18 protein-coding genes and 3 pseudogenes are annotated in these 23,352 nt (G+C 65.9%); 11 read left to right on the top strand and 10 right to left on the bottom strand.

The annotated features are described in order from the left end of the window. Nucleotides 1-10: 10 nt before the first annotated feature. Both F0Q45_RS30445 and F0Q45_RS01545 read right to left on the bottom strand, forming a co-directional pair. Nucleotides 11-119 (bottom strand): annotated as a pseudogene (locus tag F0Q45_RS30445) (IS982 family transposase); the annotation flags it as partial. Between the two features lie 418 nt (nucleotides 120-537). After that, the gene (locus tag F0Q45_RS01545; protein WP_149652264.1) at nucleotides 538-1,866 is read right to left on the bottom strand and encodes an acetyl-CoA C-acetyltransferase; all 1,329 of its coding nucleotides are present in this window, start codon (nucleotides 1,864-1,866) and stop codon (nucleotides 538-540) included. Nucleotides 1,867-2,019: 153 nt separating this feature from the next. Between F0Q45_RS01545 and F0Q45_RS01540 the strand changes: the two genes are divergently transcribed. Further along, on the top strand, nucleotides 2,020-3,384 hold the full coding sequence (locus F0Q45_RS01540; protein WP_149652227.1) for a 3-oxoacyl-ACP reductase: 1,365 nt from the start codon (nucleotides 2,020-2,022) through the stop codon (nucleotides 3,382-3,384). A gap of 90 nt (nucleotides 3,385-3,474) precedes the next feature. Continuing rightward, entirely contained in the window at nucleotides 3,475-4,317 is an 843-nt protein-coding gene (locus tag F0Q45_RS01535; protein WP_149652226.1) for a MaoC/PaaZ C-terminal domain-containing protein, read from the top strand. Nucleotides 4,318-4,320: 3 nt separating this feature from the next. Here F0Q45_RS01535 and F0Q45_RS01530 read toward each other — a convergent pair whose 3' ends face one another. From F0Q45_RS01530 to F0Q45_RS01520, 3 genes are read right to left on the bottom strand one after another with little or no spacing between them, the layout of a single operon-like run. After that, nucleotides 4,321-5,583 carry a chloride channel protein gene (locus F0Q45_RS01530; protein WP_149652225.1) on the bottom strand — a complete coding sequence of 421 codons (1,263 nt, stop codon included), beginning with the start codon at nucleotides 5,581-5,583 and terminating at the stop codon, nucleotides 4,321-4,323. Between the two features lie 9 nt (nucleotides 5,584-5,592). Next, entirely contained in the window at nucleotides 5,593-6,219 is a 627-nt protein-coding gene (locus F0Q45_RS01525) for a TetR/AcrR family transcriptional regulator (protein ID WP_149652224.1), read from the bottom strand. Nucleotides 6,220-6,258: 39 nt separating this feature from the next. Then, nucleotides 6,259-7,434, bottom strand: coding sequence for a glycoside hydrolase family 3 N-terminal domain-containing protein (locus F0Q45_RS01520; protein ID WP_149652223.1), 1,176 nt, complete (start codon nucleotides 7,432-7,434; stop codon nucleotides 6,259-6,261). A gap of 103 nt (nucleotides 7,435-7,537) precedes the next feature. Here F0Q45_RS01520 and F0Q45_RS01515 point away from each other — a divergent pair, with 103 nt between their 5' ends. From F0Q45_RS01515 to F0Q45_RS01495, 5 genes are all read left to right on the top strand, one after another. Next, on the top strand, nucleotides 7,538-7,795 hold the full coding sequence (locus F0Q45_RS01515; protein WP_149652222.1) for a DUF2613 family protein: 258 nt from the start codon (nucleotides 7,538-7,540) through the stop codon (nucleotides 7,793-7,795). A gap of 67 nt (nucleotides 7,796-7,862) precedes the next feature. Then, nucleotides 7,863-8,036 carry a DUF2613 domain-containing protein gene (locus tag F0Q45_RS01510; protein WP_023369784.1) on the top strand — a complete coding sequence of 58 codons (174 nt, stop codon included), beginning with the start codon at nucleotides 7,863-7,865 and terminating at the stop codon, nucleotides 8,034-8,036. Nucleotides 8,037-8,082: 46 nt separating this feature from the next. Further along, on the top strand, nucleotides 8,083-12,279 hold the full coding sequence (locus F0Q45_RS01505) for an alpha-(1->3)-arabinofuranosyltransferase (RefSeq protein WP_149652221.1): 4,197 nt from the start codon (nucleotides 8,083-8,085) through the stop codon (nucleotides 12,277-12,279). 1 nt (nucleotide 12,280) lies between these two features. Next, nucleotides 12,281-13,042 carry a glycerophosphodiester phosphodiesterase family protein gene (locus tag F0Q45_RS01500; RefSeq protein ID WP_149652220.1) on the top strand — a complete coding sequence of 254 codons (762 nt, stop codon included), beginning with the start codon at nucleotides 12,281-12,283 and terminating at the stop codon, nucleotides 13,040-13,042. A 216-nt stretch (nucleotides 13,043-13,258) separates the two neighbouring features. Further along, nucleotides 13,259-14,683: a lipase maturation factor family protein gene (locus F0Q45_RS01495; protein WP_149652219.1), complete on the top strand. Its 1,425-nt coding sequence runs from the start codon at nucleotides 13,259-13,261 to the stop codon at nucleotides 14,681-14,683. An 84-nt stretch (nucleotides 14,684-14,767) separates the two neighbouring features. Here the strand turns inward: F0Q45_RS01495 and F0Q45_RS01490 are convergent. After that, nucleotides 14,768-14,979: pseudogene (locus tag F0Q45_RS01490) on the bottom strand (thiamine pyrophosphate-binding protein); the annotation flags it as partial. 79 nt (nucleotides 14,980-15,058) lie between these two features. On the opposite strand from F0Q45_RS01490, the gene F0Q45_RS01485 reads away from it, so the two are divergent. Continuing rightward, nucleotides 15,059-16,435 carry an NADP-dependent succinic semialdehyde dehydrogenase gene (locus F0Q45_RS01485; protein ID WP_149652263.1) on the top strand — a complete coding sequence of 459 codons (1,377 nt, stop codon included), beginning with the start codon at nucleotides 15,059-15,061 and terminating at the stop codon, nucleotides 16,433-16,435. Here the strand turns inward: F0Q45_RS01485 and F0Q45_RS01480 are convergent. From F0Q45_RS01480 to F0Q45_RS01470, 3 genes are all read right to left on the bottom strand, one after another. Beyond that, entirely contained in the window at nucleotides 16,432-17,370 is a 939-nt protein-coding gene (locus tag F0Q45_RS01480) for a R2-like ligand-binding oxidase (protein WP_149652218.1), read from the bottom strand. The two genes, F0Q45_RS01485 and F0Q45_RS01480, sit on opposite strands and share 4 nt — an antisense overlap. Continuing rightward, nucleotides 17,367-18,062 carry a TetR/AcrR family transcriptional regulator gene (locus F0Q45_RS01475; RefSeq protein WP_149652217.1) on the bottom strand — a complete coding sequence of 232 codons (696 nt, stop codon included), beginning with the start codon at nucleotides 18,060-18,062 and terminating at the stop codon, nucleotides 17,367-17,369. The genes F0Q45_RS01480 and F0Q45_RS01475 overlap by 4 nt, the downstream gene beginning before the upstream one ends. A gap of 177 nt (nucleotides 18,063-18,239) precedes the next feature. Beyond that, a complete protein-coding gene (locus F0Q45_RS01470) occupies nucleotides 18,240-19,958 on the bottom strand; it encodes an acyl-CoA dehydrogenase (protein ID WP_149652216.1) in 1,719 nt (572 codons plus the stop codon). Nucleotides 19,959-20,073: 115 nt separating this feature from the next. On the opposite strand from F0Q45_RS01470, the gene F0Q45_RS01465 reads away from it, so the two are divergent. Beyond that, nucleotides 20,074-21,054, top strand: coding sequence for a phosphotriesterase-related protein (locus F0Q45_RS01465; RefSeq protein WP_149652215.1), 981 nt, complete (start codon nucleotides 20,074-20,076; stop codon nucleotides 21,052-21,054). Nucleotides 21,055-21,102: 48 nt separating this feature from the next. After that, nucleotides 21,103-21,295: pseudogene (locus tag F0Q45_RS01460) on the top strand (PE family protein); the annotation flags it as partial. Here F0Q45_RS01460 and F0Q45_RS01455 read toward each other — a convergent pair. Then, a complete protein-coding gene (locus F0Q45_RS01455; protein WP_262490826.1) occupies nucleotides 21,295-22,464 on the bottom strand; it encodes an acyltransferase family protein in 1,170 nt (389 codons plus the stop codon). The pseudogene F0Q45_RS01460 and the gene F0Q45_RS01455 sit on opposite strands and share 1 nt — an antisense overlap. A gap of 176 nt (nucleotides 22,465-22,640) precedes the next feature. Here F0Q45_RS01455 and F0Q45_RS01450 point away from each other — a divergent pair. After that, on the top strand, nucleotides 22,641-23,352 hold a 712-nt coding region (locus F0Q45_RS01450), incomplete at its 3' end, for a DUF3068 domain-containing protein (protein WP_188112745.1).

Here is a 23,352-nt window from a genome sequence, read left to right as displayed (position 1 = left end):
GTACTGCAGCCGAGTGCGCGGCGCAGTACCCGTAGTTGGCGAAGCCGGCCAGTTCAGAGCCGTTCGCGGTCTCCCGGGACGCACCGCAGGGCACCCGGGATGCCGTCGATCAGGCGTAGAGCAGCGCCTGAGCGACGTCCAGGCACACCAGCGCGCCACATCCTTGACAAGCCGACCCACCGAGAGTGCAACCACGGCGGCACCGCCTGAACTCAAGCCGGCCTGTCGCCGCCGCCAATGCACACTCGGCGCCGCAAGTACACACTCGACCAGCAGGCGGGTATTACTCATCAAAGGGGTCCAAAGAGACCGCCGCTGGATCCCCTCGCTCCAGCGGCGGCCCTTTTGGTCCGCCGGTCGTGCACCTCCAGCGACCGGCGGTTGATCACAGATGCCCCGCGCTGTCGTCGGGGTCGGGGTCAGACCACAGCACGGGGCCATCCACACCCACTGGTACCCATCCCGCTGGTGACTTCAAACCATCCATCATGGACTTTTCCCCGCGCGGCGGGCTCCGCGTCGTCTGGCCTCAAGTCGTCAGGCCTCTAAAATCGCGGCCACGCCCTGGCCGCCGGCGGCACAGATCGAGATCAGCACCCGAATCGGCTTGCCTGAACCCCCCTTGCGTTCTGCCTTCTTCTCGCTCACCTGCTTGGCGGCCTGGGCCAGGATCCGCCCTCCCGTTGCAGCGAAGGGGTGCCCAGCAGCCAATGACGAACCGTTAACGTTGAGCTTGGACCGATCGATCGAACCAAGCGCAGCGTCGAGCCCTAACCGCTGCTTGCAATACTCCTCGGATTCCCACGCCTGCAGGTGCGCCAGCACCACCGAAGCGAACGCCTCGTGAATTTCATAGAAATCAAAATCTTGCAGTCCCAGTCCGTTTCTCGCCAGCAGCCGCGGCACGGCGTAGGTCGGCGCCATCAGCAGGCCGTCGTTTCCGTTGACATAGTCGACCGCCGCGGTCTCGGCGTCCACCAGGTAGGCCAGCGGTGGAAGCGAATGGTCTTTGGCCCATTGCTCGCTGGACAACAACACCACCGAGGCGCCGTCGGTCAGCGGAGTCGAATTACCGGCGGTCATGGTGGCATCGCCGGCCTTCACCCCGAACACGGGGCGCAATGCGGCCAGCTTTTCGACGCTGGAGTTGGGTCGCAGATTGTCATCGCGATACAGCCCCAGGAAGGGCGTGACCAGGTCGTCGAAGAATCCCCGGTCATACGCGTCGGCCATATTCCGATGGCTCGCCGCGGCCAGTTCGTCCTGATCGACACGTTTGATGCCCAGCTGTTTGGCGGTGACGGCGGCGTGTTCCCCCATCGACAGCCCGGTGCGCGGCTCGCTGTTGGCGGGAATCTCGACCCCGACGTTGGCCGGTAATGTGCCCACCAGCTTCAATCTCTGCACGTTGGACTTGGACCGGCGTAGCTTCAGCAGATTGCGGCGCAAGTCGTCGCCGAGGCCGATCGGTGGGTCAGATGTGGTGTCCACGCCGCCGGCCGCCGCCACCTCGTAACGCCCGGCGGCGATGCCATCAGCAGCGACGATCGCTGCCTGCAGGCCGGTGCCGCAAGCCTGCTGTAGGTCGACGGCCGGCGTGTACGGTGACAGCTCCGACCCGAGCACGCATTCGCGCGTCAGGTTGAAGTCGCGGCTGTGCTTGAGCACGGCACCGCCGGCCACCAAGCCGAGTTGTTGGCCGCGCAGGTTGAACCGGTCCACCAGGCCGCTCAGTGCCCCGGTGAACATGTCCTGGTTGGATGCCTCGGCGTAAGCGCCGTCGGACCTCGCAAATGGGATGCGGTTACCACCCAGGACGGCGACTCGTCGCCTAGTCTGGGACTTGTTGTCAGCAGCAGGGGCCACTTTGTGTTCTCCGTGTGTGTGCGGGTTCGTCAGGCTCAGGATTTTGGGCGGATCGGCCGTCGGGGCCATACTACCCACTGTTCTTACTCTCAAGTAAGTTCGACCTGGATACGGTCGCTTGTACAGCGCATACCCCACACGGAAGGCAGCTCAGTGGCTCCCAAGCTCTCGTCCGACCTATTCTCGCAGGTTGTCAACTCCGGTCCTGGCTCGTTTCTGGCCAAGCAACTTGGTGTTCCGCAACCCGAGACGCTGCGCCGGTACCGGCCGGGCGATCCGCCGCTGGTCGGATCACTACTGATCGGCGGTGACGGTCGGGTGGTCGAGCCGCTGCGCGCGGCGCTGGACTCCGACTACGACGTGGTCGGCAACAACTTGGGCGGCCGCTGGGCCGACTCGTTCGGCGGGCTGGTCTTCGACGCTACCGGCATTACCGAGCCGGCCGGACTCGAGGGCCTGCACGACTTCTTCACTCCCGTCCTGCGGAACCTGGGCGCCTCGGCGCGGGTCGTGGTCGTGGGCGCCACCCCTGACGCCATCACCAACACCCACGAGCGGATCGCGCAGCGCGCGCTGGAGGGCTTCACCCGATCGGTGGCCAAGGAGCTGCGCCGCGGTAGCACTGCTGCGCTGGTGTATCTATCACCGGACGCCAGGCCGGCGGCCACCGGCGTGGAATCGACTATGCGGTTCCTGTTGTCGGCCAAGTCGGCCTATGTCGACGGGCAGGTTTTCTACGTCGGCGCGGAGGATTCCGCGCCGCCGGCGGACTGGGATCGTCCGCTGGACGGCAAGGTCGCCATCGTCACCGGCGCCGCCCGCGGCATCGGCAAGACGATCGCCGAGGTGTTCGCGCGCGACGGCGCCCGCGTCGTGGCGATCGATGTCGAGTCTGCTGCGGAGGCGCTGGCCGAAACGGCTAGCAGCGTTGGTGGCACCCCGCTGTGGCTGGATGTGACGGCCGACGATGCGGTGACGACGATCACCGAGCACCTGCGCGACCACCACGGAGGGAACGCCGACATTCTGGTCAATAACGCCGGCATCACCCGGGACAAGCTGCTGGCCAACATGGACGACGCCCGCTGGGACGCGGTGATCGCTGTCAATCTGCTTGCCCCGCTGCGGCTGACCGAAGGGCTGGTCGGCAACGGCAGCATCGGCGAGGGCGGGCGGGTGATCGGGCTGTCCTCGATCGCGGGCATTGCGGGCAACCGCGGACAGACGAACTACGGCACCACGAAGGCTGGCATGATCGGCATCACCCAGGCGCTGGCACCAGCTCTGGCCGAGCAGGGCATCACAATCAACGCCGTCGCACCGGGATTCATCGAAACCCAGATGACGGCGGCCATCCCGCTGGCCACCCGAGAGGTGGGCCGCCGACTGAACTCGCTGCTGCAGGGCGGCCAGCCCGTCGACGTAGCCGAGACCATCGCCTACTTCGCCAGCCCGGCATCAAACGCCGTGACAGGCAACGTCATTCGCGTCTGTGGCCAGGCCATGATCGGCGCTTAGGTCTGGCGACGATGCGAGCCGAAACGGCCCGATGTGGGGGCACCGCCCGCTCGCGGGGGAGAGCCAGACAAATCGAACGGAGTTATCGAGGTGAACCAATCAAGCGGTCTGAGGAACATGCTGCGGGCGGCGGCCGGCGTTCTACCCCTGGTGCCCCGTGGCGCCGAGCTGCCCACCCGCACGGTAACCGTCGAAGAACTGACGATCGACCACACCAATGTGGCCGACTACGCGTCGGTCACCGGCCTGCGCTACGGCACCCACGTGCCGCTCACCTACCCGTTCGCGTTGACCTTTCCATCCGTGATGTCGTTACTGACCGGATTCGACTTCCCGTTCGCCGCAATGGGATCGGTGCACACGGAGAACCACATCACCCAATACCGGCCGATCGCTGTGACCGACACCGTGAGCGTGCAGGTGCATGCCGAAAACCTGCGAGAGCACCGCAAGGGCATGCTGGTCGACCTGGTGACCAACATCAGCGTCGGCAATGAGCTGGCGTGGCATCAGGTGACCACTTTCCTGCACCAGCAGCGCACCAGCTTGTCCGGCGAGCCGAAACCGCCGCCGCAGAAGCAGACCAAACTGCCGCCACCAGCCGCAGTGCTGAGAATCACACCGGCCCGAATCCGCCGCTACGCCGCTGTCGGCGGCGATCACAACCCGATCCATACCAACCCGATCGCAGCCAGGCTATTTGGCTTCCCGACCGTCATTGCGCACGGGATGTTCAGCGCTGCAGCGGTATTGGCGAACATCGAGGGTCGGTTTCCGGACGCGGTGCGCTACTCGGTGCGGTTCGCCAAGCCGGTCCTGTTGCCCGCCAGCGCGGGACTATACGTAACGGAATGCGGTGGCGGGTGGGACCTGTCGTTGCGCAATCTATCGAAGGGCTATCCCCATTTAGGCGCAACTGTCCGGCCGCTGTAACGATCAGCCCGCGCGTTGGTCGGGGTGCGGCAAGCGGCGTCCCACAGCAAGCCGCTTCAGTCCGTCCGCCCCGAGCGCGGTGACTAGCAAGACCACCAACATCCAGAGTGGCGGCCGGGCCAACTCCCAGACGAAGATCGCCGCCCATATGGGTGAGCACTGGGTGACCGAAAGCACGCCGGCAGCGCCGGCCAGCGAGATGACCGGTGCGTGCAGGTGCGTCCCGGCTCCGGCGTTGAACGTGAGCACCAGCAGCGATCCCGCCGCGGCGCCGGTGGCCAAGGACGGCGTGAGCAGCCCGCCGGCTCCCCCAGCACGCAGGAACAGGGCGGTGAGCAGCGGCTTCAACACCAGGATCACAGCCGCCGACGACAGCGTCATCCCGCTGCCCAGGCTGACCACCAGGATGCTTTTGCCGTTGCCAGGCAACTCCGGCCACCAAATTGAACAGATGCCGGTCAACAACCCAGCAGCGGCTAGGCTAGGGATCAATATCCAGCCGCGTAACAGAACAACCGGCCGCGCCGCCGCCATGATCCGGTTGAACCCCCAACCCAGCGCAAAGGCGACTGGCGCTAATGCGAGTGCGTGCGCGCTCAGCAGATAGGTCGCTTCCGCACTGGGCCAATCCAGCTCTGGGCGATCGTGCGTGATGGTCGAACCGATCGCGACGGCCAGGCCCGAGGTGATCAATGCCGCTCCCACCGCCCGCAACCGCCACGTGTTCAACAAGATACGCAGGGCAAACAGCGCCCCAGCCAACGGAACGGCATAGACCGCGCCCAGCCCGGCTCCGGCGGCGCAGGCGAGCAGGATCTCGCGGTCATCCGGTGATAACCGCCGCAGCCATGCGGTTCCGACGTCGCTGAGCGATGCGGCTAACTGACGGGGAGCGCCTTCGCGGCCGAGTGAAGCGCCGGAGCCGACCAGGACCACCTGCAGGACGGCGTCGATGCTCCACGGCAACCGCGGTATCCGGTCATGGCGAACGATGGTCCCGGCTAGCGGCGGCACGTCGGTGCGGCGCCGCAACAGCCACCAGCCCAGTCCGGCCAGCGTGGCGCCGATCATGGGACCCAATGCCCGCCGGACCGGGCTGCTGCCGGTGATCCCGTCCATGAGAGAACCGAAACTGTAGTGGTACGTAGAGTGTTCGACGAAGCGCAGCACCAGCGTTGTCGACAACCCGGCGACCCCGGCCAACAGGCCGACGATGATCACTGCGCAGAAGAAATCCACATTGGTGCGGAACGGGCTGCTGGGCACCGCACGAATTTAGCCTGCGGCAAGGTTATGGCCGAGTTCCCGATCCGCCGGTGCGCCCTTGAGACCGTGCCAGAACAGGTCGATCATCATTTCGGCCGCCCCGGCAACATCGGTGTCACCCGTACTGAGCCGGCTGGCCACCGCCTCACCGGCCCCGACCAGCGCAACCGCCATCATGTCGATTTCGGCGTCCGAGCGCGGGTTGCGGGTGCCCGCGTGCAGCATCTCGGCCACCAGTTCGATGAGCTGTTCGCGCCCCTCGCGCATGGTATGGGCGAACGCCTGCGAGCTGATGGCGTGCGAGTACATCACGATCCACGACGCCCGGTTGGCATCGATATAACGCAAGAACGACCCAATAGAGTTGCGCAGCAGTTCTTTTGGGCTCCGTGTCAAATCAACGTCGGCACGTAGCGCGTCGATGAACCGGCTCAGCTCACGGTTCAGACAGGCGCCGAACAAGTCCTCTTTCGAGCCGTAGTACAGGTACAGCATGGGCTTGGAAATTTGCGCCTCGGCGGCAATCGCGTCCATTGAGGTCTCGTGATAACCGTTCACCGAAAACATTTGCACGGCGGCGTCGAGCATCTGCTGCTCGCGGACAGCACGCGGTAGCCGTTTGGTACCACCAGCCATCGCCATCCCCTTTCTGACCCTAGGGTAAGCAATCGGCTGCTAAGGACCGCAGCTCGGCGTGACGTTTTTCATTTTCGCCACCCGCACCACCGCCGCGTCGACGGCCGCCATCTGTAGTTCCCCGGCGGCCAGCGCCTGTTCCAACCGGTCCAGTACAGCGGGGACCTCGGTGGTGGTGACCCACAGCGCCACGTCGGTGCCAGCCTGCAACGTGCGCAACACCGCCTCGGTCACGCCGTAGCGGTCGGAGATCGCAGCCATGCTGGACAGGTCGTCGCTGAATACCGGGCCGTCGAAAGGCGGCCCACCGTATCCGGTTCCGGTGCGCAGCAGGTCCATCGCCGCCTGGCTCAGGCTGGCCGGGTCACTGCCGGTCAAACCGGGAACCTGCAGATGACCCACCATGACCGCGACAGGCGACTGCCTCAGCAAGGTGCGGTAGGGCACCAGGTCGCTGGCTACCAGCTCGCTCAGCGGCGGCGTCGTGACCCCGCCGGTGTGCGAATCACCGGAGCCGCGCCCGTGGCCAGGGAAATGCTTGAGCACCGGCAGCAGCTCAGCATCACGCAGACCCTGCGCGTACGCCCCGGCGTAGGCGGTGACCTTGTCCGGGTCGGAGCCAAACGACCGGTCCCCGATGACGGTGTCATCGGGGGCGTCGCTGATATCGACCACCGGGGCAAAGTCGACGGTGATACCCAGTTTTTTCATCTGGCGGCCCCGGTCCAGCGCCAGGTCGTGCACCTGCTGCACGGTCTGGGTTTGTCCCAGCTCCCGGGCCGACGGTCCCCTGCCCCCGAGCAACGACCGCAACCGCGACACCCGACCACCTTCTTCGTCGACGCCCACCGCCAGCGGCAGCGGGCCGGCGCCGGCCGCGATCTCGGCCAGCGGGCCGTTGAATATCGACAGGTCGGTGTCACTGCCGATAAGCAGGCCACCGACGCGATAGGTGGTGACGACGGCTTTGGCGTCGGCGGCATCACGCACTCCCACCATCAGCAGCTGGGCCAGTTTGTCGCGAGTGGACAGCGACGCCGGCACCTCCTGTGGGTCAGCGCACACGCGGGGCACCGCAGCGGCGATCGGGGGCAGGCTGGTCGCGGAGCTCGGCGGCGTCGTTGACGACGGTGTGGTCCGGGTGCCGCCGTGGCTGCAGGCCACCAGCAGCGCCGACGCGGCGGCGAGCACAGCCAGCGTGCGCGGAAAAGCCATCCGGACATGCTGTCACGGTGGTGTTTCATCGACAGGTTGGGGGGCAACCCCTGTTAGGTTATCGACCGACCCTAGCGAGCAGGGACAAGTAGGGACGAGCATTATGCCCGGGTTCACGCTGGCCGCGGCGGCCAGCATCGCAGCCGGTCTGTCGATCGGTGCCGCGGCGACCGTCGGCGTGACGCTGGTAGTACGAGGCGTCAGCATGGCGCCAGGGCAGGGTGTGCCCGCCCCGGCGGTGACCACGGTGGCGCCGTACGGCGACCGTTGCGTTCGGGACTACTGCCCGCCACCGTGCGGCGAAACGAAGCCGTGCCTGAATGCCCGACCCCATCCTGGCGATCGCTCGCGGCAGCCGTGAGGGCGTGTTCTGCTAGGTTGACGGCTAGGCTTTGGACGCCAAGATCTCACGCCTCAAGGAGCTACCGATGAATCGGATCGTCGCGCCCGCCGCCGCGAGCGTGGTGGTTGGTCTGTTACTGGGCGCGGCCGCAATCTTCGGGATTACGCTGATGGTGCAGCAAGACACGAAACCTCCACTACCTGGGGGCGATCCGTCGTCCTCTGTGCTCAACCGGGTCGAGTACGGCAACCGTAGCTAGCCCCGCGACACGGGCGCCGCACGCGGAAGCAGCCCCCTGGTCGCAGGTGGCGCCGTTGTCTCGCAAGTGGTTGCTGCTAGTCGGCGCCATCGCGTTGGCTCTGACGTTCGCTCAATCCCCCAGGCAGATCTCCCCGGACACCAAACTTGATCTCACCACCAACCCGCTGCGGTTCCTGCAGCGTGCGACGAATCTGTGGAACAGCGACTTACCGTTCGGCCAATCCCAGAACCAGGCTTACGGATACTTGTTCCCGCACGGCACGTTCTTCCTGATCGGCCACCTACTGGGGGTGCCCGGGTGGATCACCCAGCGGCTGTGGTGGGCCGTGCTGCTGACGGTCGGCTGCTGGGGCGTGCTGCGTGTCGCTGAAGCGCTGGGCATCGGCAGTCCGGCGTCGCGGGTGATCGGAGCGGCGGCGTTCGCGCTGTCACCACGGGTGTTGACCACGTTGGGCTCGATCTCCTCGGAAACCCTGCCGATGATGCTGGCGCCGTGGGTACTGCTGCCCGCCATCCTGGCGCTGCGCGGCACGTCAGGGCGGTCGGTGCGGGCGCTGGCCGCCCAGGCCGGGCTGGCGGTGGCGTTGATGGGCGCGGTGAACGCCATCGCGACACTGGCCAGCTGTCTACCCGCGGTGATCTGGCTGGCCTGCCACCGGCCCAACCGACTGTGGTGGCGCTACACCGCGTGGTGGCTGCTGGCGCTGGTGTTGGCGACGCTGTGGTGGGTGGTGGCGCTGACTGAGCTGCGCGGGGTCAGTCCGCCATTCTTGGACTTCATCGAATCCTCGGGCGTGACGACCCAATGGTCTTCGCTGGTGGAGGTGCTGCGCGGCACTGACAGCTGGACACCGTTCGTGGCGCCCCATGCGACTGCCGGCGCGCCGCTGGTCACCGGGTCGGTAGCGATTCTGGGCACCTGCCTGGTGGCGGCGGCTGGGCTGGCCGGACTGGCCAGCCCAGCGCTGCCGGCTCGCGGCCGGCTGGTGACGATGCTGCTGGTCGGTGTGGTGTTGCTGGCCATTGGCTACAGCGGTGGGTTGGGCTCGCCGTTGGCGCACCAGGTGCAGGTGTTTCTGGACGCCGGCGGCACTCCGCTGCGCAATGTGCACAAGCTGGGCCCGGTGATCCGGCTGCCGCTGGTGCTGGGCATCGCCCAGCTGTTGGGCCGAATGCCGCTACCCGGCAGCGCACCCAGGTCAGTGTGGTTACGCGCGGTTGCGCACCCCGAGCGCGACAGACGAGTGGCAGTCGGAATCGTCGTGCTGACCGCGCTCATGGTAAGCACGTCGCTGGCCTGGACGGGGCGGCTCACCCCGCCCGGCACGTTCAGCGCGATACCCCGCTACTGGCATGGCGCCGCCGACTGGCTCAGCTCCCATAACACCGGGACACCTGTGCCGGGGCGGGTGCTGGTGGTGCCGGGGGCGCCGTTCGCTACCCAGGTGTGGGGCACCAGCCACGACGAGCCGCTGCAGGTGCTAGGTAGCAGCCCGTGGGGGGTGCGCGACTCCATTCCGCTGACCCCGCCGCAGACCATCCGGGCGCTGGACTCAGTGCAACGGCTGTTCGCGGCTGGGAGCCCCTCGGCCGGATTGGCTGATACCCTTGCACGCCAAGGCATTTCGTACCTAGTGCTACGCAACGATCTCGATCCCGAGTCGTCGCGGTCGGCTCGCCCCATCCTGGTGCATCGGGCCGTTGCGGGCTCACCCGGGCTGCAGAAAGTGGCCGAGTTCGGCGCACCAATGGGCCCGGGCACGCTGGCGGGGTTCGTCAACGACAGCGGACTGCGACCGCACTATCCCGCTGTAGAGATCTACCGCGTGGGTGGCTCAGCCAACCCTGGCGCGCCCTACTTCGTCGAGACCGACCGGCTGCCCCGCGTTGACGGTGGGCCCGAAGTGCTGTTGCGTCTGGACGAACGGCGCCGGCTCTTGGGCCAACCGGCGCTGGGGCCGGTGTTGCTGACGCAGGATGCTCGGGCCGCCAGTCTGCCTGCTCCCCTGGTTACCGTCACCGACACCCCGGTGGCCCGCGAAACCGACTACGGCCGGGTGGATCAGCACTCTTCGGCGATCCGAGCAGTAGGAGACGCCCGGCACACCTACAACCGGGTGCCCGACTATCCGGTCCCCGGCGCCGACCTGGTGTACGGCGGGTGGGCCGGCGGCCGCGTCACGGTATCGAGCTCGTCGGCGGATTCCACCGCCATGCCCGACGTGGCCCCGGCGACCTCGGCCGTCGCCGCGATCGACGGCGACTCAGCGACGGCCTGGGTGTCCAATGCGCTGCAGGCCGCTGTCGGGCAATGGCTACAAGTGGATTTTGACCACCCGGTGACCAACGCCGTCATCACCTTGACCCCCAGCGCCACCGCCGTCGGCGCGCAGATTCGCCGCATTCTGGTCGAGACCGTCAACGGCAGCACCACCCTGCGGTTCGACGAGGCGGGAAAGCCGCTCACCGCGGCGCTGCCGTACGGCGAGACGCCCTGGGTGCGGGTCACCGCGGCCGCCACCGATGACGGGTCCGCGGGCGTGCAGTTCGGCATCACCGACCTGGCCATCACCCAGTACGACGCCGCCGGGTTCGCCCACCCGGTCCAGCTCCGGCACACCGTGCTGGTGCCGGGGCCGCCCGCGGACTCGGTGATCACGCGCTGGGATCTGGGATCGGACCTGCTGGGCCGGCCGGGTTGCGCCCCCGCGACCGACAGCATGCGCTGCGCCGCGTCGATGGCGCTGGCACCCGAAGAGCCGGCCAACCTCAGCCGCACCCTGACCGTGCCGCACCCGGTTACGATCACCCCGATGGTATGGGTGCGGCCACGACAGGGGCCTAAGCTCGCCGATTTGATCGCCCAACCGGGGGCCACCCGCGCTCACGGAGATTCCGATGTGCTGGATCTCCTCGGCTCGGCGTACGCGGCCAGCGACGGCGATCCGGCGACCGCGTGGACGGCACCGCAGCGGGTGGTGCAGCACAAGACTCCACCGACGATCAGCCTCACCCTGCCCCGACCCACCGAGGTGGCCGGGTTACGCGTGCTGCCCAGCCGGTCGGCCTTGCCTGCCCATCCGACGATGGTGGCGGTCAACCTCGGCGACGGCCCCCAAGCGCGCGTTGTGCATCCGGACGGAGGGCCGCAGACGCTGTCTTTACAACCCCGCGTCACCGACACCGTCACCGTCAGCCTGCTGGACTGGGAGGACGTTATCGACCGCAACGCGCTGGGCTTCGACCAGCTCAAGCCCCCCGGGCTGGCCGAAGTCGTGGCACTGGGCGGCGACGGCGCTGCTATTGCACCCGCTGATGCTTCGCGGAACCGCTTGCGAGAGATCACCGTGGACTGCGACCATGGCCCGGTGATCGCGGTCGCCGGCCGCTTTGTGCACACGTCGGTGCGGACCACGGTAGGGGCACTGTTAGACGGCAATCCGGTGGCAGCGCTGCCCTGCGAACGCGACCCGATCGCGCTGCCGGCCGGACAACAGGAGCTGTTAATCAGCCCCGGCGCCCAGTTCGTCGTCGACGGGGCCCAACTGTCGGCACCGACGGCCGCCGAATTACTTGGCACTACAACGGTTCCCGCGTCGACCGGGGTGTGGGGTCCGGCCCGGCGAGAGGTACGAGCGGCCGCCTCGGCAACCTCCCGGGTGCTGGTCATACCGGACAGCATCAACCCAGGTTGGGTTGCCCACACCAGTACCGGAGCCCGGCTGACTCCCGTCGCGGTCAACGGCTGGCAGCAGGGCTGGGTAGTACCCGCCGGGGACCCCGGCACCATCACGCTCACCTTCGCCGCTAACGCGGTGTACCGATCGGGCCTGGCGTTCGGGCTGACGTTGTTGCCGATGCTGGCCTTGCTCGCCTGGTGGCGCAGACGACGAGTCGGCCCGGGTAATCCGCTCCCGCGGCCATGGATGCCCGGGCGCTTGGCTGCGGCTGCGGTGCTGGTGGCCGGCGCGGCGATTACCGGGGTGGCCGGAGTTATCGTGGTGGGCGCCGTTTGCGGTTTGCGGTACGCGTTGCGTCGACGAAAGCCACTGCTAGACAACGTCACCGCGGGACTCAGTGCCGGTGGCCTGATTCTGGCAGGAGCGGTGCTGTCGCGTCAGCCGTGGCGCTCGGTGGACGGCTATGCCGGGCATTCGGCGAGTGTTCAACTCCTGAGCCTGATTTCGCTTGCCGCGTTGGCTGCGTCGGTTACTTCGCGGGCTGTAGATCGGAGAAGTTGAGATGGAGTTTTTTCGCAGCACCGGACCTATTGCCATGGCACACCAGGGATTTACCTCGTTTTCGCTGCCTAAAAACAGCATCAGCGCCTTCCACGAGGCGGTGAAGCTGGGTTTTCGTTACCTCGAGACTGACGTTCGTGCTACCGGTGACGGGGTTGCGGTGATTCTGCATGACGGCAGGCTGCCATCAAAGTCGGGAGTGTCCGGGGCGGTCGACCAGTTATCCTGGCGACAGGTCAGCGCAGCGGATTTGGGTCGCGGGGAACTGATCCCGACCCTCGAAGAGCTTCTTGTCGCATTTCCAGATGTGCGGGTCAATATCGACATCAAATCCGAGTCGGCCATCGAACCGACCGTCGCGGTCATCGAGCGGTTGAACGCACATGACCGCGTGCTGATCGGTTCGTTCTCCGAGCGGCGTCGCCAGCGGGCGTTACGTCTGCTGTCCAAGCGCGTGGCGAGCTCGGCGGGGACGGGGGCATTCGTGGCGTTCATGGCGGCGCGCACGGCCGGCCGGCGAGCCTATGCGTTGCAGATGTTGCGTGACAGCGACTGCGTGCAGTTGCCACCGCGGCTTGGCGGCGTGCCGGTCATTACCCCGGCACTGGTGCGGGTCATGCACGCTGCTGAGCGTCAGGTGCACGCCTGGACGGTCGATGACCCCGCCATGATGCATGCGCTTCTTGACATCGGGGTGGACGGCATCATCACCGATCGGGCGGATCTGCTTCGCGAGGTGCTTATTTCCCGAGGAGCGTGGTAGCGGCCGTGGCGCCAAAGCGGCTTTCTCGTCCGCGAACGGTGACCGCGGTCACGGTAAAGAGCAGCGCGGCCAAAGCAGTTTCGCCGGCCTCCGGCACATGGCTAGGCCTCCGAGTCATGAACACACGCACCCGAAATGATAAGGCCAAGGTCAGCTTGGCTCCCGCTTTACCGACTGGTTAACTGGTTACGCGGTCACCGTCCAAGGAGCTACCGCATGGGATGGTTTTCGGCACCCGAATACTTGCTGGGCAGGCTGGTGCTCGAGCGTGGCGTCGCGGCAATCTATCTGACCGCCTTCGTCGCCTCCGCACTGCAGTTCCGGGCCCTCATTGGAGAGCACGGAATGCTTCCGGTGCCGGGGTATCTGGCCGGCAGGTCCTTTTGGCGTACGCCGAGCATCTTTCACTTCGGCTACTCCGACCGGTTGTTCGCCGGGGTGTGCTGGTGTGGTGCGGCACTGTCGGCGACCATCATTGTCGGCGTAGTGGACCGGGTGCCGTTGTGGGCCGCGATGTTGCTGTGGCTGACGCTATGGGGACTGTACCTCTCAATCGTCAATGTCGGACAGCTGTGGTATGGCTTTGGCTGGGAATCGTTACTGCTGGAAGCCGGTTTTCTCACGGTCTTTCTGGGCAACGAGCAGGTGGCCCCGCCGACGCTGACGCTGTTGTTGGTGCGTTGGCTACTGTTTCGGGTGGAGTACGGCGCAGGACTGATCAAGCTGCGCGGTGATCCGTGCTGGCGCAACCTGACCTGCCTGTACTACCACCACGAAACGCAACCGATGCCGGGGCCGCTGAGTTGGTTCTTCCATCGGATGCCCAAGCCGCTGCACCGGGTTGAGGTGGCAGGCAACCACTTTGCCCAACTCGTAGTGCCGTTCGGATTGTTCGCCCCGCAACCGATCGCCAGCGTCGCCGCCGCCATCATCATCGTCACGCAACTCTGGTTGGTGTTATCAGGAAATTTCTCCTGGCTCAACTGGCTGACGATCCTGCTGGCGTGCAGCGCTATCGATCCTTCGGCTGCGGCGGCGCTGGCACCGATTACGGTTCGGCCGACGCTGCCGGCGCCGCCACTGTGGTTCACCGCACTGGTGCTGGTGCTCGCGGCGGCGGTGTTGTTCCTGAGCTACTGGCCGGTGCGCAACATGCTGTCAAACCGGCAACGAATGAACATGTCATTCAATCCTTTTCATTTGGTCAACACTTATGGCGCATTCGGCAGCATCAGCCGCGTTCGTCGCGAAGTGGTGATCGAAGGAACCGACGAGCCGGAGATCACCGGGCAAACGGCCTGGAAGGAGTACGAATTCAAGGGCAAGCCCGGCTCCTTGCGCCGCCTGCCGCGGCAATGGGCGCCCTACCACCTACGCCTGGACTGGTTGATGTGGTTCGCCGCGCTTTCCCCGGGCTACGCGCTGCCATGGATGACGCCATTGCTGACACGGCTGCTGCGCAACGATCGGGCGACATTGAAATTATTGCGGCACAATCCGTTCCCTGACTCGCCACCGCGATATGTGCGTGCACAGCTCTACGAGTACCGCTTTACCACAGTGGCCGAATTGCGCCGTGATCGCGCCTGGTGGCATCGCACGCTGATCGGGCGGTATGTCTCGCCAATGTCGCTGGGGTGAGCCGGTGACACGGCGTCGTCGTCAAGAGCAGCCCGCAGCGACGGCAACGCCTCGTCCGTACTCGATACGACCAGTGGGATCCGGCCCCGAAGGGCAGTCGCTCGCGCTCGGATCGACCGTAGCCGAGACCACGCCCGCGCGGCCGGTGGCCTGCTCGTGGCGGGTCAGCACATGGCGGATGTTCGAGGCGGCCAGTGCCTGGATCAGGCGATGTCCTCCTCGCCGGGCAATCCGAAGACGACGGTGACACCCTCGTTTTCCAGGCACATGACGATCAGCTGAGCAGCAGTACTCATCCGGCACCCCTCAGCGGAGACGATCGTGGCAGGCTGGACACCGGCCGTCTATAACCAACCCAGCGATAAGGATGTCAGCGTGCCCATCGCCACGATCAACCCGGCCACCGGGGAGACAGTCAAGACCTTCACTGCAGCATCCGACGATGAAGTCGAGGCAACGATAGCCCGCGCCTACCAGCGGTTCCACGACTACCGCCGCAACACCACTTTCGCGCAGCGCGCGGAATGGGCCAATGCCACCGCCGATCTGCTGCAAGCCGAGGCCGACCGGACCGCCGCCCTGATGACCCTGGAGATGGGTAAGACGCTGGCCTCCGCCAAGGCCGAAGCACTCAAGTGCGCCAAGGGTTTTCGCTACTATGCCGAGAACGCCGAAGCGCAGCTGGCCGACGAGCCGGCCGACGCGGGGAAGGTTAATGCGTCCCAGGCATACACCCGGTATCAGCCGCTGGGCGTGGTGCTGGCCGTGATGCCGTGGAACTTTCCGCTCTGGCAGGCCGTCCGGTTCGCCGCGCCCGCGCTGATGGCGGGCAACGTGGGGATTCTCAAGCATGCCTCGAACGTGCCGCAGTGCGCCCTCTACCTGGCCGACGTCATTGCCCGCGGCGGCTTCCCGGACGGCTGCTTCCAGACCTTGCTGGTGGGCTCCGGCGCGGTCGAGGCCATCTTGCGTGATCCTCGGGTGGCTGCGGCCACCCTCACCGGTAGCGAACCGGCCGGCCAATCGGTCGGCGCTATCGCCGGTCACGAGATCAAGCCGACGGTGTTGGAACTCGGTGGCAGCGACCCGTTCATCGTGATGCCCTCGGCCGACCTGGATAGGGCGGTCAGTACAGCGGTCACCGGTCGCGTGCAGAACAACGGCCAATCCTGCATCGCCGCAAAGCGCTTCATCGCCCACGCCGACATCTACGACGAGTTCGTGGAAAAGTTCGTCGAGCGGATGTCGGCGCTGCGGGTCGGCGATCCGACCCACCCCGAGACCGATGTGGGCCCACTGGCCACCGAATCGGGCCGCGACGAGATCGCTAAACAGGTCGAAGACGCCGCCACGGCCGGGGCGGTGATCCGCTGCGGCGGCAAGCCGCTGGACCGGCCGGGCTGGTTCTACCCACCGACGGTGATCACCGATATCACCAAAGACATGGCGCTCTACACCGAGGAGATCTTCGGGCCCGTCGCCTCGATGTACCGCGCCGCCGACATCGACGAAGCCATCGAGATCGCCAACGCCACCACCTTCGGGCTGGGATCGAATGCCTGGACCCAGGACGAGGCTGAGCAGCGGCGCTTCATCGACGACATCGAGGCCGGCCAGGTTTTCATCAACGGCATGACGGTGTCCTACCCCGAGCTGCCATTCGGCGGCGTCAAACGGTCCGGATACGGCCGGGAACTCTCCGGCCACGGGATCCGGGAATTCTGCAACGCCAAGACGGTCTGGGTCGGCTAGACGCCCGCCAGAGCCTTTCGGTCCTCCTCGGCGAACGTGTCCTCGAGCCGCACCGGCGAGAAATCGAGGTCGATTTCGCCGACGGGCCGGCCGCGGGCGCTGCTGATGGTTCCGAAACGCCGCATCCCTTTGTCGGTGGAGTACTGCAGGAACTCGTCCACCGACAGCTCGAACGGCATGGGGTCTCCATACAGGGCAAACCCATCGTTGGTCAGGCCTAGGGCCAGCGGAATGAGTTCGTTCATGCGGTTTTCGAAAACCGTCCAATTGGCGTCGTCGGCGGCGACGTGGCGCCGGCAGGTGAAGGTTCCCCACGCCATATGGCGGCGCTCGTCGTCGCCGATGCACCGCACCAGCTCCTGCATGCCGGGAAAAATGCCGCGCTCGACGCAAATCTTGTGCCAAGCGTAGTAACCGGTGAGCGCGAGCATGCCTTCGACAATGTGGTTATAGGTGACCGAAGCCCGGACCTGCGCCGCCGGTGACGGATCAGACGACAGCGTGTCGAGGCACTCGGGTAGCTCTTCGTAGAAGATCTGGCGGTAGGACGGCAGGTCATCGAGATAGCCATGTAGGTCCCCAGTGACACCCACCGAGTCGAGCCACAGACGGAACACCTGCACGTGTTTAGCTTCCTCGAACGCGAACTGCGTCAGATACATCTCGTCGCCGAGCCGACCTTCGGCCCGCATCGCGGACATGAACGGCTGAATGTCCTCGGTCACCGCTTCCTCCCCCGCGACGAATTGGGCGCACAGCCGAATGGCATAGTCACGTTCGCTATCCGACAGCCGCTCCCAGTCGGCCTGTTCGCGGGAGAAGTCGATATCGGCTGGGTTCCAAAACTTCGCGTTGCCGCCGGCGAACAGCTTCAACGGCAGACTGTCCCAATTGAGGCCCCCCGCGCCCAGCGAACCTAATCGTGTGCGTGTCATGGTGTTGAACTCCTCGGATAGTGTTGATGGGCTGGGTCATCGGCCGGCTGTGGCATCGAGAACGCGGCCGCCAGCACGGCCACCAACCTGCGCACGGCCAACGCGGGCTGCTCCGGCGTTGGGTCGTCGAGCCCGAGAACCGGATCCAGACCACGTACGTAGGGCGCCAACGCCAGATGGGGAATAATCAGCAATAACAGCGCCAACAACGCCTCGGTGTCGGCATCCGCACGCAAGTCGCCCCGCGTCTGCGCGTCGCGCACCAACGGCCGCAGCACTTGCAGGTAATGCCGGTCAACGACGGTCCGCACACTGATCCGCGCGTCGGTGTCGGCTTCCAGGGTCGCTGCGGCATGAAGCGCGCGCTCGGAGGGATGCTCAGCGAAGTAGGTGACCCAGGCGTCCAGCAGCTCGGTGAGGAACTCGAAGAACGGTCTGTTCGAATCCAGCTCACTGATAACGCCCTCCATGTCGGCGCGCGCGCGCTGGCTGACCATTTCGGCGACGTAGGAGTAGAGGTCGCGCTTGTCCGCGAAGTACTGGAACAAGCTGCCCTTCGCGACGCCCGCACGCCGAGCGATGACGTTCAGACTGCCTTGGGAGAAGCCGTGCGCCCCGAACTCGGCCTCGGCGGCGTTCACCACAGCAGCCCGGCGAGCCGCATCCACGCGCCCCCACGTCACCGTTGGCATCGGGCCTCCTCGCGCTAATGACCACTGGTCATTTTACTGTGAGGTGAGCCATAGTCAAGTTAGCTGTCGAGCGCAGTCCGAGTTGCCGGTGTTGCCCGGCGCGCCGTTGCCACCGACCACACCGGAGCCGACCCCGCCGCCGACATTGGCGCGCTCAGCTCAGCGGTCAGGGCCGCATCAGGGGGCCATCTGGTAGGCGCCGTTGAGGGGCAACACGTGGTCGGTCCAGATTTGCTGATAACGCGCCGGGTCGTGCCCGGGACGGCGGATCATCCGCATCGCAAAATGGGCCTGCGCGTCGGTCGTGGCCGCCTTGTCGTTCAGCTCGACGGCGTAGCTGTTGAAGTCGCGGACCAGCAAGCCGAAGATCTCGTCGAGCAACGACTCGTCCACCCCGGACAGCGGGGCTTCCTCCAGGATCAGCTGCGCATATGGCACCAGGGCGAAGATCTGGCCCACACCGAACGCGAAATCGATGTCTTTTTGCTGCGCGGCATCCGGGGTGGCGCTGGCCAGCATCTCGGCCAGCACGTCGATCTGCTGACGCAGCAGCGCGACATTAGGCAGGTGTGCGTAACTGTCGAACGGCACTCGCCAGTCATGGAAACGCACCTTGCCCAGCCCGCCGGTGGGTCCCTGGTTGAACAGGAAGGTGTCGTCGGCGGCGTCGTCGCGGCGGCCGATCAGCGGCAGCGCGCCGTCCGGGCCGAACAGGAAGTTGGGCATGAACTTGGCCAGCAGCCCGATGTTGATGTGCACGGTGCCCTCCAGCCGGGGCAGCAGGCCGATTTCCCGCGCAACCGTCTCGAAGAAGGTGTCCTTCTCCACGCCCTTGGCGGCGATGACGTCCCATAGTGCGATGATCACCCGCTCTCCCTCGCTGGTGACCTTGGCCTTGGTCAGCGGGCTGTACAGCAGGTAGCGGCGGTCATCGGCCGACGCGCTGCGCATGTAGTCGCTGGCCCGGCTGGCAACCAGCCGCATGGCGACCAGCCGCGTGTAGGCGTCGGTGAGCAGCCGGCGCACATGGCTGAAGTCGGTGACGACGGTGCCGTACAGGTGGCGGTTGGCGGCGTGGGTGATGGATTCGTAGAAGGCGTGGGTGCACATGCCGATGGCACCCCAGCCCAGGTTGTACTTGCAAACGTTGACCGTGTTGAGCGCGGCGTGGAAGGCGCCCATCCCGCGGTGCAGCAGATCGGCCTCAGAGACCGGGTAGTCGCGCAGCGCGTAATTCGCGACGTAGTTCTGCGAGTTCACCACGTTCTTCTTCAGGTCATACCGGTCGTGCTGGGAGTCGGCGGCGAAGAAGACGTACTCCTGGCTTCCTGGGGTCCCGTCGATCTTGCCGAAAGTGGAGACCATCCGCGCCACGTTGGCGTTGCCGATGTAGTACTTCTCGCCGTTGGCGACCCAGCCGTGTCCAACATCTTTTGCGGGCGTCAGGATCATGTCCGTCTGGTAGACGTCGGCGCCGTGGGCCTGCTCGGACAGGCCGAAGGCGAACACCTCTCCTTGTTCCAGCTGGGCGGCGGCCTTGCGCTTGGCGTCCTCGTTCTCGCTCATCCAGATCGGGCCCAGGCCCAGGGCGGTCACCTGGAACGGGTACCAGTAACTCAACCCGTAGAAGCCGACGATCTCGGCGAACTCACTGATCCGGTAGGTGTCCCACCGACAGTCGTCCGAGGCGCCGTACTCGGCCGGCGTCAGCAGCGAGGCGAAGATGCGGTTTCGCCCGACATGGTCGAGGAAGTCGGAATACCAGGTCCGCTCGTGGTCGTCGTGCTTGAGCCGCGCCTTGCCCCGGGATTCGAAGAAGTCCACCGTCGCGGCCATGATCTCTCCCGAGCGGCTGTCCGGGTATTTGCGTTGCAGACGATTCGGATTGAGCAGCATGAGAGGGCTCCAGGCGGGGTGGGGACAAGGTCGAGGGTGAGCGTACGTCACAGCTATTGCCGCGGCCGAGAAACGGTCCTTTGGCGAACCACCACCTCGACCTAGCATCACTGATGTGTCGGAACTCAATACCGCTCGCGGCGCCATCGATACCGCGGATCTGGGTGTCACGCTGATGCACGAGCACGTATTCATCATGACCACCGAGATAGCGCAGAACTACCCCGAAGCCTGGGGCGACGAGGACAAACGGGTGGCCGACGCCGTCACCCGGCTCAACGAGCTGAAGTCCCGCGGGGTGGACACCATCGTCGATCTGACCGTGATCGGCCTGGGCCGCTACATGCCGCGCATCGCCCGCGTGGCCGCACAGACTGACCTCAACATCGTCGTCGCCACGGGGTTGTACACCTATAACGACGTGCCGTTCTGTTTTCACTACCTGGGACCGGGCGCGCAGCTGGGTGGCCCCGAAGTGATGACCGACATGTTCGTCCGCGACATTGAGCAGGGCATCGCTGACACCGGGATCAAGGCCGGCATTCTCAAATGCGCCACCGACGAGCCCGGCATCACCGCGGGGGTGGAGCGGGTGCTGCGCGCGGTCGCTCAGGCGCACAAGCGCACCGGGGTGCCGATTTCCACGCACACCCACGCCGGGTTGCGGCGCGGGCTTGAGCAGCAGCGGATCTTCGCCGAAGAGGGCGTGGACTTGAGCCGGGTCATCATCGGACACTCGGGCGACAGCACCGACGTTGGTTACCTCGAAGAGCTCATCGCCGCCGGGTCGTACCTGGGTATGGACAGGTTTGGCGTCGATGTCATCCTGCCGTTCCAGGACCGAGTGGACATCGTGGCGACGATGTGCGAGCGCGGCCACGCCGCCAAGATGGTGCTGTCGCACGACGCCAACTGCTACTTCGATGCGTTACCCGAGCAACTGGTCGCGGTGGCCGCCCCGAACTGGAACTATCTACACATTCACAACGACGTCATCCCCGCACTGAAACAGCGCGGCGTCACCGATGAGCAGCTGCACACCATGCTCGTCGAGAACCCGCGGCGGATCTTCGAGCAGCAGGGCGGCTACGAATAACTTTGGCGTAGAGCGCCATCGGCGGAAAACGCGGCTGGCCCGACGCCCACCGTGCTTGCTGCGGGCGCCGACGAGGTGTCGGCGGCCATCGCGGCTTTGTTCGGCACGCACGGCCAGGCGTATCAGGCGTATCGGGCGCTGAGCGCGCAGGCGGTGGCGTTTCACCAACAGTTCGTCCAGCTACTAGCAACTAGCCGCCGGGGCAGGCGCCTACGGGCCGGCCGAGGCCGCCAACGCCGCTCAGGGCGCGATTGCGTCCGCTTCCCGGTCGGTATCTTGCGGCTCGATGTGCTTGGCGCGTCTTTCCCAGCGGCGTAATGCCGCCCGACAGGGCGACTCGACCAGGGCGTAGCTCACGGCGGCGATCGCGAAACCGAAAATCAGCGTCAACACCAGCACCGTGGGCAGGTGCCCGCTGAACGGAAAGATGCCCAGCACGGGAAAAACCATCGCCAGGGCGGCCAGGTGCCACAGGAACAGCCCATAAGACCAGCGGCCCAGGGTCACCATGACAGTGCTGCCGAGCAGGTGGTGCGGTGTATCGGGCCGGTCCAGCACCAGCGGCGCCACCAGTGCCCATGCCACCAGCGCGCCCATTGCGGTCTTCACCGCGAATTGGCCGGCCGTGCTGGGCATCAGGCCCGCCGGACCTGCCGACGGTGACGCAGCCACCAGATAGGCCGACACCGCCACGATGGCGACCGGTATCCGGTGGCGTGCCAGCCGGTGCGATAGCCCGAGCGGGCTGTAGGCCCACTCGGCCAGCAACATTCCCGCGGCGAACCAGGAGAAGAAGGCCGGCGGCCAGTTCAGCGGATGTATCCCAGACCCGGTGGGCACGGGCAGCCACGCCCAAGCCAGGCTGAGGCCCCCCAGAGCGGCGATGGCAGGTACCCGCAACCCCACCGGGATACGGCGCGCCAACAACGCCAACACGGGTAGCACTAGGTAGAAGCCGACCTCCACGGACAGGCTCCACATCTGCGTCAGACCCCCAGTCAGGGTAAGCGGCACATAGATCTGGGTAAGCGTCAGGTTTGCCAGCCACACCGTCAGGCTGGCGTGGTCGGAGTCAGGCAGCAGGGTCAGGATCACGATCACCGCCACCAGATAGGCCGGCATGATGCGGACCGCCCGCGATCGCAGGTAGTGGCCCGTGCGTGGCCTTTTGCCCGAGCCTCGGGCCGCCGCCGCATGCCCGCGCCACAACAAGAAACCCGACAGCGCGAAGAATACTGCCACGGCCAGGTCGAATCGCCCGAATAGCCGTCCCCAGATTCCGCTGGAGTGGCCGGTTTGGAAAGCGACGTGGGTGACGACCACGCCCATGGCCGCGCAAGCGCGCATACCTTCCACGGCCGGTAGAAAGGAGCGTGTTCCACCTACCTGCTGATTGTCGGTCACCAGCACAGTCTGCCCGTGCGTGTCGGCGCGCGAATGGGGCACACCAGCAACCGTGGGGCGGGTTGGCACGCGGGGGCACCACATTCTGCTGTTAGGGTCGAACGGGGTTTGCCGCGCGGCTTGGTCAGGTCACAGCGGGTTGCGACCGAACAGTTCGTGGTCCAGAAGGAGGTCACAGCAGCGTGAACCGAGCCGTCATGTTGCGGATCGCCGCGTTGGGAACGATCGGGCTCGGAGCCGCTCTGCTGATCGCCGCGCTGCTGCTATCGACCTACACCAGCAGCCGGATCACCAAGATCCCGCTCGATATCGATGCCACGCTGATCAGCGAAGGGACCGGCTCAGCACTCGACTCGGCGTCGTTGTCGGGCGACCGTGTCGTGGTCAACCAGAATGTGCCGCTGGTGTCCCAGCAACAAGTCACTGTCGAATCGCCAGCCAACGCTGATGTGGTCACACTTCAGGTCGGCACCTCGGTGCGACGGACCGACAAGCAAAAGGACACCGGTCTGCTGCTGGCGATCGTCGACACCGTCACCCTCAACCGCAGAACAGCGATGGCCGTGTCGGATGACACCCACACCGGCGGCTCGGTACAGAAGCCACGCAATTTCAACGACGAAAGTCCGCCGACCGCCATCCCGCTGCGACACGAAGGACTGGCCTACCGCTTTCCGTTCCACACCGAGAAAAAGTCCTACCCCTACTTCGATCCGATCGCGCAAAAGGCGTTCGACGTCAACTACGACAGCGAAGAGGATGTCAACGGTCTCACCACCTATCGCTTCACCCAGAACGTCGGCTACGGCTCCGACGGGAAGCTGGTCGCACCGATCAAGTACCCATCGCTGTACGCCGGCGACGAGGACGGCAAGGTCACCGCGACCGCAGCGA

This window comes from Mycobacterium simiae (assembly GCF_008370645.1).
GTDB classification, from domain to species: Bacteria; Actinomycetota; Actinomycetes; order Mycobacteriales; family Mycobacteriaceae; genus Mycobacterium; species Mycobacterium simiae_A.
This window is presented reverse-complemented; position numbering and strand designations above follow the sequence as displayed.